This is a genomic window from Flavobacterium sp. ALJ2 (genome assembly GCF_015594725.1).
GTDB lineage: Bacteria > Bacteroidota > Bacteroidia > Flavobacteriales > Flavobacteriaceae > Flavobacterium.
Map to the genome: position 1 here is coordinate 46,725 of NZ_JADNRC010000008.1, position 13,939 is coordinate 60,663.

Consider the following 13,939-nt stretch of genomic DNA (forward strand, 5'->3'; position numbering starts at 1 on the left):
ATCCTTATAATAAAAATACAATGAAACTTTACCCAATAGAATCAGGAAATTTTAAATTAGATGGTGGTGCAATGTTTGGTGTTGTGCCTAAAACAATTTGGAATAAAACGAATCCTGCCGATGAAAATAATTTGATAGACATTGCCGCAAGATGTTTGCTTATCGAAGATGGCAGCCGACTTATATTGATCGACACCGGAATGGGGAATAAACAATCAGATAAGTTTTTTGGATATTATTCGCTTTGGGGAAACCATTCGATAGACAAATCGTTGGCAAAATATGGTTTTCACAGAGATGATATTACTGATGTTTTTATGACGCACTTGCATTTTGATCATTGTGGTGGAAGTGTGCAGTGGAATGCGGATAAAACAGGGTATGAGCCAGCTTTTAAAAATGCTAAATATTGGAGTAACGAAAATCATTGGGAATGGGCAACGAAACCTAATGTTCGTGAAAAGGCGTCCTTTTTGTCTGAGAATATTTTGCCAATGCAAGAAAGTGGACAATTAAATTTTGTAAAAAGGCCAGAAGAAGATTTTCTCTCAACATCTGAACTTGGCTTTGGAATTTTCTTTGCCGATGGGCATACCGAAAAGCAAATGATTCCACATATTCAATATCAGGATAAAACAATTGTTTTTTGTGCCGATTTATTGGCTACAGCTGGACATATTCCGTTGCCGTACGTTATGGGATATGATACAAGACCATTATTAACGATGCCTGAGAAGTCAAAATTTTTAAACGCTGCTGCCGATAATAATTACTATTTGTTTCTGGAGCATGATGCACATAATCAAATTATAACTGTGGAACATACAGAAAAAGGAGTAAGACTTAAAGAGGTTTTTACTTGCGAAGAGATTCTTTAAAGGTTGTAGATTTAAAGCATAAAAAAATCCCGTTTTCATTGATTGAAAATGGGATTTTTAGTTTAACTAATTGTGATTTTTTAAATTTTAGTTGGTTTTAAATTTCCAAACTTGACCAACAGTTTCTCCTCCTTTATTATCTTTTACAATAACTCTCCAGAAATACTCTTTTGCAGGTTCTAATGTTACATCGAGTGCATTAGCTGTTTTGTTTTTAGCTATTTTTTGGGTAGGAGGGTTTGCAGTTCCAAAATAGACATCATAAGCTAGAACATCTGTTGCATCAACATCTGTTGCTTCCCATTTTAAAGAGGCTGTCGCTGTGCTCAATGTACTACTTAAAATTGGGTGCAGTAAACTTGGTGCAAAAGGCAGATGATTTATCTCAGCATTACCAGCAGTATAAAATTTGTAAATAGTAGAATAAGCACTTGCTAATCCTTTATTGTCGTTTGCTTTTATCCTCCAGTAGTAGGCCGTGTTTTTGTCTAATACAAGTGAGATGCTATTATCTGCTCCTTCAAAATTTTTGTCAATTTGAGCAAAAGTATTGTCTTTTGAAATTTGAATTTGATAGGTTATAGCGTCATTGTTTGCATCTGTAGCTTTGTCCCATTTAAAAGAAACACTATTGTCTACACATAGTTTATTGTCTGCCGGAGAAACCAATGCCGGTATTGTTGGCGCTACATTAGCTTTGGGAGTTGGATCTGAATCATCGCTACCACAAGCTGTAAATAGTAAACTAATGATTGATAGGTATATAAAATTCTTCATTTTTATTTTTTTATAATTTTAATGTATTCTGGAGTGTCTAAATAGATTTTAACAGCATAAATTCCTGAAGCTTGGTTTTCAATATTCAAATATGCTTTTCCATCTTCGATGTTATAATTTTTAGTAGAAACTAATTGACCTCCAAAATTGTAAACGTCTATTTTGATTTCTTTTTTGTTAGTAGGTACGTCGATTTCAAAATTTCCAGATGTTGGATTAGGATAAGCAGCCAAGCTTCTTATAGCATCCAATGAAGTGATTTTTTTAGAAAAGACACCTTCACAAGCTTTAGCAGTGGTTACTTCTAATAAAGCGCCTTTGTTTAAATCTAAAGAGAAATTAGAATCTGTTGTCTGAAACTGTGCTTGACCATCAACAAAAACGGTAAAAGGAGCTGTTCCTTCTGTAATCTCAACATCTACTTTTTTAGCAGTTATGTTAGATGTTCCAGAAACGGTTGTAGCCTTGGCGATAGTAACGTTAAAGTTTTGTTCGTATTTTTCTCCAAATATTGTGATGATAATATTGTAAGCTCCAGGGCTAAGGTTAGAAGCGGTTAAAGTGTTGTTTGTGAAAGCGTACGGTTTTCCATTAATGCTGGCGGTGTAAGGTAACTTAGCATTTCCTATTATGCTAATTTCACCGTTGTTTTCGTTAATACAAGACTCTCCTTTTGATTCAATAGTGTAGTTTTTTGAAGGAAGGCTAAAATCACATTCAGTGTTATAACTAGCACTTGCATCTTTATATGAGGCCCAAGTATTATTAGAAAATGTAACGTCATCAACTGTTATACAAGATAAATTAGGATTGTTGGCAAAGCTGTTATAATAAGCATTATTAAATTTAGCATTGCCTCCATTCTTTATGTTTAGTTTCATTAAGTCATTACTATTACAATTAAGTTGTTTTAAATTTGGACTACTTGAAAAGTCTAAAGATGTTAACATATTGTTAGAAACATATGCGATTTCTAATAATGGATTTTTGCTGAAATCTAAATTAGTTATGCTATTGTTGCCACAGAATAATTTTTCCAATTGAGGGTATTTAGTAAGATCTAAGGTTTTTAGTAAATTAGCTTCACAGTTAAGGTATGTAAGTTTTTTGTTTGCCGAAAAATCAATCGTTGTTAAATTGTTGTAACCTACTGATATAGAGGTTATATTTGTGTTGTTTGATAGATTAAAATCTTTAATGTTTTTATTTTGACTAGCATTTAAATATTCTAATGCGATATTTTTTGAAAGATCCAAACTTGTTAGTGTACTCTGATTTGTGTTTTCATTATTACTACCAGCCCCTGAACAATATAAGTTAGTCAAGGCTAAATTTTTAGTAACATCTAAAGTTGTTAATTTATTATAAGAGACATCTAGCACTGTTAAGTCCAAGTTTTTAGTAACATTTATGTCTGTTAATTTATTATAAGAGACATTTAGCTCTGCTAAGGCTAAGTTTTTAGAAACATCTATGCTCGTTAATTTGTTTTGTGTACAATTTAATTTTTTTAATTTTAGGTTTTTAGAAACATCTATACTAATTAGCTTTCCTTTTCCATTGTAAGGCAATTTTAGTTCTTCAAGAGCTGTAAAGTCTTGAATACCTGTCAAGTCGTTGATTTCTAGATTGGTGTAATAATCACTTAGATCTAGTGTTGTAATAGTGTTAATTGCTTGAGTAAGTACCTTACCGTCTTCAACTCCGTCAATCCCTTTTTTAATTAGAGATTTTTCAAAATTTGCATCGGGTATTAAGGTGTATTCAGGTGTTGGACAAATTGCCTCAGAGAAATTCGCAAGCGCATCTTTTCTTTTAGCCCAGTTGATATTAGCATAAGTAACATCATCAACAAGTACACAAGTTAAGCTAGGGTTTGTAGTAAGTAATAATTTGTCTGATTCTATTAGGGTGTTTTTTCCGTTCTTTAAATTTACTTCCTTTAAGGTTGGATTATAACTAACGTCAAATTCTTTTAATGCTATGTTTTTAGAAACATCTAGCATTTCTAAAGAATTATACTGGCATTTTAAGTGAGTTAAATTTAGATTTTTAGATACATTTAAAGTTGTTAAGTCGTTAGCAAAACATTCTAAACGATACAACTTTGTGTTGTTAGAAAGATCAAGATTTATTATTTGATTTTGATAACAGCTAAGTAGTTCTAAATTAATATTTTTAGAGGTATCTATTGTGGTCAGTTTATTTGTAATACAACTTAAATTGGTTAAGTGAATGTTTTTGGTAATGTCTAAAAAAGTTAATTCATTTCCACCACAACTTAAAGAATTTAAATAGATGTGTTTAGAAACATCTATACTTTTTAGTTTATTATAATAGCAAGATAGATTGGTTAATGCTAAATTGTTTGAAATATCTAGAGTTGATAAAGAATTCCAGCCACAATTAAGTGATTCTAAAGCGGTGTTTTTAGAAATGTCTATGCTTGTTAATTTATTAGAATAAAGACCTAATGTGATTAATTCTGTAAAATCTTGAATCCCTGTAAGATCTGAAATGTTACTACCTGTAAGATCTAGGTTTTTTAATGACTTGATGACGCTAGTCAATATTTTACCATCAACTTCTCCAGAATCAATTCCTAAAGAAATTAATTTATTCTCGAAATTTACATCAGGAATCAAAGTATATTGCTGCGGTACATCTGCAACATCTACAACAGATACATTATCAACTAAAATTTCAGAATCAAGTGTTCCTCTTGTCCAGATATCTACTTCTATGTTTTCTGTAACTTTTGAAGTATATTCAAACTCAATTTTTCTCCATTCAGTATTAGAAAAAGTAACATCAGATTTTTTGATTATTTCCTCCTTAAAAGTACCAGGTTTGTGATAGAGGCTTAAATCGATAGAAGAAAATGTTCCTTTTACGGTTTTGTGGTATAAAGTTACACGATAGGTTTTGTTTGCCTGTACAGGAAAATAGTCACTATTAATATAATTAAAAGTTCCACTGGCAACCATCATGTTAGTACTTGATTTGCCATTTTGTGCGTTTGTACTTTGCGAAATAAAGCCACTAAAGTAACGGTACCAGTTATTTGGCTGAGAGGATGAAGACCAAGTTTCAAAATCCCCATTAGGGACTAAGTTCGTCTGAGCATAAATTGAAAAATTTGCTAATAACAGCAATAAGAGTAGTTTTGTTTTCATAGATTTAGTTTACAATTTGAATTTGCAATGATACGTAAATACAAATTATTTCTTGTTAAAATTTTATTTATCTGGTTGTAATTAAATTCGTTCATATCCATTTCTAGAGAATGATTATATTTGAATCGTTTCTAGTTTGATAAAAAAAGTGTGAGTAAGATTCCTAAGAGTGTGTTAATCTGCCTTTTTTTTGTAACAAAAAACCATAAATTAGACCCATATTTTAACTTTTATTAAATTTATATAAATGAATAGTATCAAACCTATTTACATATCTGCTTTTGCGTTAATGGTTTTAGCAGGTTGTGGTGCTACAAAACAAGCATCGATTACTACACCTCCAGTTGTTGAAATTGCTCCTGCAATTATTAAAAAAAATGCTCCGCTTACGGACAATGAATTAAAAAGATGGAGTCATCTAGATTTAGTAAAAGATACTATTCCTGGGATGAGTGTTGACAAGGCATATGCCGAATTATTAAAAGACAGAAAAGGGGTAAAGGTAATCGTAGGAATTGTAGATTCTGGTGTTGATATTGAACACGAGGATTTAAAGGGAAATGTGTGGACGAATACAAAAGAGATTCCTGGTAACGGAATTGATGATGATAAAAATGGTTTTATAGATGATATTCATGGTTGGAACTTTCTTGGAGATGCTGTAAACGAAAACTTAGAACTGACTCGTATTGTAAAGAAAGCTGATGATGGATCTGCGCAATATAAAAATGCCTTAGCGATGTATAATGAAAAATACGAAAAGGCATTAGAAGATAAACAACAAGTAGATTTTTTACTGGATGTTCATTCGACTGTAAAAAAAGCATTGAATAAAGACAACTATAAACTCGAAGACTTAAGTACTATTACCTCTACAGATCCAAAAGTAACCAGAAGTAAAATGATTATGACTCAGGTTTTTACTAATGCAGGAGCTACGTTTAATCCTGAAGTAGATTTTGAAGAATATAGAGAACACGTTTATGATCAGTTGAATTTTAATCTGAACAAAGAATTTGATGGTCGAAAAATTGTAGGAGATAATCCAGAAAACATTAAAGATACTCGTTACGGTAATAATAACGTTAGTGGACCAGTTAAAGAAAAAGCATTACACGGAACTCACGTAGCGGGTATTGTTGCGCAGTTGCGTTACAATAATTTAGGTGGAGATGGTGTTGCTAACAACGTTGAAATTATGGCTGTGAGAGCTGTTCCTGATGGAGATGAGTACGATAAAGATATTGCATTGGCGATACGTTACGCAGTAGACAATGGAGCAAAAGTAATCAACGGAAGTTTTGGAAAAAGTTTTTCTCCTCATAAACAATGGGTTTATGATGCTATAAAATATGCAGCTAAAAAAGATGTTTTAATTGTGCATGCAGCAGGGAATGATGGATATAATATTGATATTGAAAAAAATATTAATTATCCAAATGACTCAGAAGATAATATCAAAGAATTTGCAGATAATTTAATTACAATTGGCGCAATAAATAAAGTATACGGAGAAAATGTAGTAGCAAGTTTTTCTAATTTTGGAAAAATAAACGTTGATGTTTTTGCTCCTGGAGAAGAAATCTATGCAACGATTCCAAATAATAAATACAAGTATTTACAAGGAACTTCAATGGCTTCGCCAAATGCAGCTGGAGTTGCAGCATTAATCCGTTCGTATTATCCTGGGTTAACAGCTCCACAGGTAAAACATATTTTAATGAATTCGGGCGTTTTACTTCCAGCAATGGTTATTTTGGGTGAGAATCCAAATTCAAAAGAAAAACCAGTAGCAGTTTCATCAACTGAATCATCAAAAACAGGTAGAATGGTAAATGCTTATAATGCATTATTGATGGCAGAAAAAATGTCAAAAAAATAAATTGTAAAGAATATTAATCCGATGGAAGGGTGGCAACCCTTCCATTTTTTATTATATAACCCATGCGAAAAATTATATTAGTTTCTTTTTTGAGCCTTAGTTTTGGTTCTCTGGTTGCTCAAAACGCTCCCTATTGGCAACAACATGTTGACTATAAAATGGATGTATCCATGGATGTAAAAAACTATTTGTACAAAGGAAAGCAAGAATTGGTTTACACCAATAATTCACCAGATACGTTGCGAAAAGTATTTTACCATTTATTTTTTAATGCGTTTCAGCCAGGAAGCGAGATGGATGCTAGAGTCCAAACTATTAAAGATCCTGATGGAAGAATGATAAATAAGGTGAAAGTTGACGGTAAAGATGTTAAGGAAAGCCGTATGAAAACTTTAAAACCTAATGAAATAGGTTTTCTTAATATCACCAATTTTAAGCAAGATGGAGTAACAGCAGTAACTAGAACTTCAGGGACAATTATGGAGGTTACTTTGGCTAAACCAATTTTGCCAAACTCAAAAACTACTTTTACCTTAGAGTTTGATGGGCAGGTTCCCGTACAAATTCGTCGTGCAGGAAGAAATAGTACAGAGGGCGTTGCTTTGTCAATGTCTCAATGGTATCCTAAATTAGCCGAATTTGATTTTGAAGGTTGGCATGCAGATCCATATATCGCAAGAGAATTTCACGGTGTTTGGGGAAATTTTGATGTAAAGATTACCATTGATAAAGATTATACAATAGGAGGTTCTGGTTATTTACAGAATAAAAACGAAATTGGTCATGGATATCAAGACACAGGTGTTACTGTAGTTTATCCTAAAAAAGCCAAAACACTTACATGGCATTTTGTAGCGCCAATGGTACATGATTTTACTTGGGCTGCTGATAATGAATATATTCATGATATTGTAAAAGGACCTAATGATGTTGATTTGCATTTCTTTTATAAAAACAACCCAAAGATAATTGAGAACTGGAAGGGTCTACAGCCGTTAATGGTGAAAGTAATGGATTTTTACAATCATAAAGTTGGACCATATCCGTACAAACAATATTCATTTATTCAAGGAGGAGATGGCGGAATGGAGTATGCAATGTGTACTTTGATGTTAGGAAATGGAACTCTGCAAGGAATGTTAGGTACAGCAACACATGAGTTGGGGCATGCTTGGTTTCAACATGTTTTAGCTTCAAATGAGTCTAAGCACCCATGGATGGATGAAGGATTTACTACGTATGTTGAAGATTTAGCGTTGAATGAATTGGCTGGAGATAAAAAAGCAGAAAATCCATTTAAAGGGAATTATGCAGCTTATTACAACTTAGTTGCATCTGGTAAAGAACAACCACAATCTACACATGGGGATCGTTATGACGAGAACAGGCCTTATAGTATTTCATCTTATGTAAAAGGAAGTATTTTTCTTTCGCAGTTAGCTTATGTAATTGGTCAGGATAATCTAGATGCTACATTAAAAAGATATTATAACGATTTTAAATTTAAGCACCCATCACCAAATGACATCAAAAGAACTGCTGAACGTGTATCGGGAGCTGAATTAGATTGGTATTTAATCGATTGGACGCAAACGACCAATACAATTGATTATGGGATTAAGGATGTAAGTGATAGCGGAGATAAAACAGTTGTGACATTAGAAAGAATTGGAAGAATGCCAATGCCTATTGATTTAACAGTAGAATATACGGATGGAACAAAAGAGAGTTTCTACATTCCGTTGCGAATGATGAACTTTATAAAAGAAAATCCTAATCCAGCAGTAAAAAGAACAGTTTTAAATGACTGGGCTTGGGCAATGCCAACTTATAATTTTACAATTGCTAAAGGCAAAAATGCTATTAAGAAAATAGTTATTGATCCAAGTGGATTAATGGCTGACGTAAAAGCAGCAAATAATGTTTATGAAGTGAAGTAATTCTCTTTATGAATCGTAAAAGTAAAAGCCCTTAAAGAATAATTTTTCTTTAAGGGCTTTTTATATGATATAACGCTTTAGAGGTTTGGAAATTTTTTAATTGAATGCTCTATTTTTTGTTACCTAAATGCTCAAGCATATCTTTTGTCATAGACTCAAGGTCGAAAGTATGTTTCCAATCCCAATCTTCTCTAGCCGAACTATCGTCGATGCTTGCAGGCCAGCTATCAGCGATTTTCTGACGGAAATCTGGATTGTAAGTAATTTCAAATTCAGGAATGTGTTTTTTAATTTCGTTTGCAATTTCGGTAGGAGTAAAACTCATTGCTGCCAGATTGTAAGAAGAATGAATTTTAATTTCCTCAACAGGAGCTTTCATGATATTTATGGTTGCTTCGATAGCATCATCCATATACATCATAGGCATTTTCGTTTCTGACGATAAGAAACACTCGTAATTTTTATCAGCAATAGCTTTGTAAAAAATATCAACAGCATAATCAGTTGTCCCACCGCCAGGAGGAGTCGACCAGCTAATTAAACCAGGGTAACGTACGCTACGTACATCAACGCCATATATGTTGTGATAGTATTCGCACCATCTTTCACCTGCTTGCTTACTAATTCCGTAAACGGTTGAAGGTTCCATAATGGTGTATTGTGGAGTGTTTTCTTTCGGGGTTGTTGGTCCAAAAACAGCAATACTTGATGGCCAGAAAATCTTTTTTATTTTTTTTGCTTTAGCTAGGTTTAAAACGTGAAATAATGAGTTCATATTTAAATCCCAAGCAAATGCTGGATTTTTTTCGGCTGTAGCGGATAATAAGGCAGCCATTAAATAAATGTCGGTTATTTTATGAACTTCTACAAGGTGTTCTATTTGGTTGAAATCTAAGGCATTTACTACTTCAAAAGGGCCAGAATTAACAACGTCAGTATTTAATTTACGAATATCCGATGCAATTACATTTTCAGTTCCGTATAATTTACGTAGTTTTTGTGTAAGCTCCGTTCCAATTTGGCCACAAGCACCAATGATTAATATTTTAGGATTCATTTAAGTTGGTTTAGTCTAGCAAAGGTAGCGATTTCGCAATTATATTTTAATTTACTATTGATTATTTAATAACTTCTCATAAAGGATGTTTATTTCTTAAGATTATTCTTCTTTTTCTATTTTCTGAAGTTGATCGAAAACAGCACAATAAAATCATAACTTCTTCTTAAAGGGGAATTCATAATTGTAAATTTACTTTGTAACTTTGTAGCTTAATGTTTGAACCGATGAAATATAGAATATCTCTTTTTCTTCTTTTTGTTTTTCTTTTAAATTCTTGTCAAAATCAAGATGAAAAACGACTTGCCGAAAATAAAAAAGAAGCTAAGAAGAAAGAATTAATTTTTAATACTATTAATAAAGGCTGGGTTTTTTATGATACTCCAATCAATACAGTTTCTGAAGAAAGTATAAAAAGTTGGAACGAATGGCGCCAGTTTCTTGAAGAATTAAAAGGAAAACCTAAAAAAACAATCGGTGCTTTCCAGAAAAAATCAAGTGCTATTGCTCGAAAAGCGATTGCATTAAACAATAATATCCCTGAGCAATTTAATCAGCCACAAATAAAAAGCCGAATTTCGATCTTAATTACTAAGATTAAAATGATGGATTTGTATATTCATTTAGATAGAATCCCTGATGAAAAAGTTGTTTTTTTAATTGGTGATATCAATAAAGAATTGGTCTCTCTAGAAAGACAAATGGATAAAATAGTTGAGAAGAATAAAATTCCGTTGGAAGAAGGAGAATCAGATTTGATGAAAATGATAAAGGATACTGCAAGAGCAATTCCTAATGTGAGTATAGATCCAAATATCCCTAGAGTTGAGTAAAAGTGCTTTATATACTACGTACGATAATTTGCCTAAAACACAGCAAATTGCCAATCAGTTATTAGAAAATAATGAAGTGAAATTGCATCTTAACGGCTTGTTAGGGTCGGCAGTTTCATTTGTAATCCGTTCTTTGTTTAAAAAAGCCGAATTGCCTTTTCTTGTTATTTTGGATAATAAAGAAGAAGCGGCTTATTACCTGAACGATTTGGAGCAATTGATTGGTGAACAAGACGTATTGTTTTATCCCGGATCTTACAGAAGACCCTATCAGATAGAAGATACAGATAATGCTAATGTTTTGCTTCGGGCAGAGGTATTAAACCGAATTAATTCGCGTAAAAAACCAGCTATAATTGTTACCTATCCTGAGGCATTATTTGAAAAAGTAGTGACTCGAAAAGAGTTAGATAAGAATACGCTGAAAGTATCAGTAGGTGATAAAATTTCAATTGATTTTATCAATGAAGTTTTATTTGAATACGAATTCAAAAGAGTCGATTTTATTACTGAGCCTGGAGAGTTTTCTGTTCGTGGAGGAATTGTCGATGTGTTTTCTTTTTCGAATGATAATCCATACCGAATAGAATTTTTCGGAAATGAAGTTGATAGTATTCGAAGCTTTGATGTTGGAACACAATTGTCTGTAGAAACACATAAAAAAATCACGATAATTCCAAATGTCGAGAACAAAGTTTTTCAGGAAAATAGAGAAAGTTTTTTGGATTATATTTCTGAAAAAACGGTGCTTTTTATCCAGAATACAGATGGTTTTTTAAGTCAACTCGATAAGCAATTTGTGAGAGCCGAAGAAGCTTATGAGAAATTATCAAAAGAAATTAAACGGGCAACACCCGATCAGCTATTTTTAAATCAGAAGGCATTTATAAAAAAAGCATTGGATTTTTCGATTGTAGAATTGGCTAATAAACCAATTTTTAAAACGATAAAGAAATACGATTTTCATATTCAGCCGCAACCATCATTTAATAAACAATTTGATTTATTACTGAATAATTTAAGTGATAATCATTTTAATGGATATAAGAATTACTTGTTCTGTTCGAATGATGCTCAGGCAAAACGATTTCATGATATTTTTGAAACGTTGGACGAAGCCAATTCCGAGAATATCCGTAAGCAATATCACACCATCGTTTTACCATTATACCAAGGTTTTATTGATGATGAAAATCAGATTACGTGTTATACCGACCATCAGATTTTTGAGCGTTATCATAAATTCAATATTAAAAACGGATATTCTAAAAAACAGAATATTACACTTAAAGAACTTACAACATTATCAGTTGGTGATTATGTGACGCACATTGACCACGGTATCGGGCGATTTGGTGGTTTACAAAAAATTCAGGTAGAAGGAAAAACGCAAGAAGCCATCAAGTTGGTTTATGCCGATAATGATATTGTGTATGTGAGTATACACTCGCTCCATAAAATCTCCAAATATAACGGAAAAGACGGAACACCACCTAAAATTTATAAGTTGGGTTCAAACGCTTGGAAGATTTTAAAACAAAAAACCAAAGCGCGTGTCAAACATATTGCATTCAACTTAATTCAGTTGTATGCCAAAAGAAGATTGGAAAAAGGATTTCAATTTGCACCAGATAGTTATTTACAAAACGAATTAGAAAGTTCGTTTATTTATGAAGATACACCAGATCAAACCAAATCGACACAGGAAGTAAAAGCCGATATGGAAAGCGACCGACCAATGGATCGTTTGGTTTGTGGCGATGTTGGATTTGGAAAAACAGAGGTAGCAATTCGTGCCGCTTTTAAAGCGGTGGATAACAGCAAGCAGGTAGCCATTTTAGTACCAACCACAATTCTTGCCTACCAACATTATCGTACTTTTTCGGAACGATTAAAAGAAATGCCAGTTTCGGTAGGGTATTTAAACCGTTTTAGAACAGCAAAACAAAAAGCACAAACACTTAAAGATTTAGCCGAAGGAAAACTAGATATTGTAATTGGTACGCATCAATTGGTAAACAAAAATGTAGTTTTTAAAGATTTAGGATTGCTAATTGTCGATGAGGAACAAAAGTTTGGAGTTAACGTAAAAGATAAACTCAAGACTATTGCTGCCAATGTTGATACGTTGACATTAACAGCAACGCCAATACCGAGAACATTGCAATTTTCCTTAATGGCTGCTCGAGATTTGTCGGTAATTACTACACCACCGCCGAATCGTTATCCAATCGAGACCAATGTAGTCGGGTTTAATGAAGAGTTGATTCGTGATGCGATTTCGTATGAAATTCAGCGTAACGGACAGGTTTTCTTCATTAATAATCGAATAGAAAATATAAAAGAAGTGGCAGGAATGATTCAGCGTTTGGTTCCCAATGCGAGAGTAGGAATCGGACACGGACAAATGGAAGGCGCAAAGCTAGAAGAATTAATGTTGGCATTCATGAATGGTGATTTTGATGTCCTGGTTGCTACAACAATCATCGAAAGCGGACTGGATGTTCCAAATGCGAATACGATTTTTATCAATAATGCCAATAACTTCGGATTGTCGGATTTGCATCAAATGCGTGGTCGAGTAGGGCGAAGCAACAAGAAAGCATTTTGTTATTTTATTTGTCCACCATATTCTTCTATGACTGAAGATGCACGTAAACGAATTCAGGCTCTGGAACAATTTAGTGAATTGGGAAGTGGTTTTAATATTGCCATGAAAGATCTTGAAATTCGTGGAGCAGGAGATTTATTAGGAGGTGAACAAAGTGGTTTTATCAATGAAATTGGTTTTGACACTTACCAAAAAATCATGAACGAAGCCATCGAAGAATTAAAAGAAAACGAATTCAAAGATTTATATCCTGAAGAAAATAATATTGATACTAAGGAATACGTAAAAGACCTGCAGATTGATACCGATTTTGAGCTATTATTCCCAGATGAATATATCAACAACGTTTCAGAACGATTGGTTTTATATAATGAACTAGGAGCTATAAAAGATGAAGCTGGATTAAAAGAATACGAAAGAAAACTAATTGACCGTTTCGGGCCATTACCAAGGCAAGCTGTTTCGTTACTTAATAGTATTAGAATAAAATGGATTGCTACGAATGTTGGTATCGAAAGACTGATAATGAAACAAGGTAAAATGATTGGATATTTTGTGTCTGATCAACAATCAGATTATTATCAATCGTCTAAGTTTAGAAACGTTTTACAATTTGTACAAAAACACAGTACGCTTTGCAAAATGAAAGAAAAACAAACCGTTAATGGCTTACGCTTATTATTGACTTTTGATAACGTAAAATCGATTAAAAAAGCATTAGAGTTGATGGAATTGTTTGAGGAGTAGATGCTGAAAAATAAAAACTTAAAATGGCATATGGAATT

At 32.9% G+C, this 13,939-nt stretch carries 8 protein-coding genes; 5 read left to right on the forward strand and 3 right to left on the reverse strand.

The features are described from left to right. Positions 1-20 precede the first annotated feature (20 nt). On the forward strand, positions 21-878 hold the full coding sequence (locus IUY40_RS10820; protein WP_195736883.1) for an MBL fold metallo-hydrolase: 858 nt from the start codon (positions 21-23) through the stop codon (positions 876-878). Between the two features lie 87 nt (positions 879-965). Here the strand turns inward: IUY40_RS10820 and IUY40_RS10825 are convergent, their stop codons facing one another. Together IUY40_RS10825 and IUY40_RS10830 are read right to left on the reverse strand one after the other, a co-directional pair. Continuing rightward, the gene (locus IUY40_RS10825) at positions 966-1,655 is read right to left on the reverse strand and encodes a SusE domain-containing protein (RefSeq protein WP_195736884.1); all 690 of its coding nucleotides are present in this window, start codon (positions 1,653-1,655) and stop codon (positions 966-968) included. A 2-nt stretch (positions 1,656-1,657) separates the two neighbouring features. Beyond that, entirely contained in the window at positions 1,658-4,831 is a 3,174-nt protein-coding gene (locus tag IUY40_RS10830; RefSeq protein WP_195736885.1) for a T9SS type A sorting domain-containing protein, read from the reverse strand. Positions 4,832-5,078: 247 nt separating this feature from the next. Here IUY40_RS10830 and IUY40_RS10835 point away from each other — a divergent pair, with 247 nt between their 5' ends. Then, on the forward strand, positions 5,079-6,713 hold the full coding sequence (locus IUY40_RS10835; RefSeq protein WP_195736886.1) for a S8 family peptidase: 1,635 nt from the start codon (positions 5,079-5,081) through the stop codon (positions 6,711-6,713). 62 nt (positions 6,714-6,775) lie between these two features. Beyond that, a complete protein-coding gene (locus IUY40_RS10840; protein WP_195736887.1) occupies positions 6,776-8,653 on the forward strand; it encodes a M1 family metallopeptidase in 1,878 nt (625 codons plus the stop codon). A gap of 109 nt (positions 8,654-8,762) precedes the next feature. Here the strand turns inward: IUY40_RS10840 and IUY40_RS10845 are convergent, their stop codons facing one another. Continuing rightward, complete coding sequence (locus IUY40_RS10845) at positions 8,763-9,710, reverse strand: L-threonine 3-dehydrogenase (protein ID WP_195736888.1); 948 nt, start codon at positions 9,708-9,710, stop codon at positions 8,763-8,765. Between the two features lie 227 nt (positions 9,711-9,937). Between IUY40_RS10845 and IUY40_RS10850 the strand changes: the two genes are divergently transcribed. Then, positions 9,938-10,543 (forward strand): hypothetical protein, encoded by a 606-nt coding sequence (locus IUY40_RS10850; RefSeq protein ID WP_195736889.1) that lies wholly within the window; start codon positions 9,938-9,940, stop codon positions 10,541-10,543. Beyond that, positions 10,536-13,901, forward strand: coding sequence for a transcription-repair coupling factor (gene mfd / locus IUY40_RS10855; protein ID WP_195736890.1), 3,366 nt, complete (start codon positions 10,536-10,538; stop codon positions 13,899-13,901). Before IUY40_RS10850 ends, mfd begins: the two co-directional genes overlap by 8 nt. Positions 13,902-13,939 lie beyond the last annotated feature (38 nt).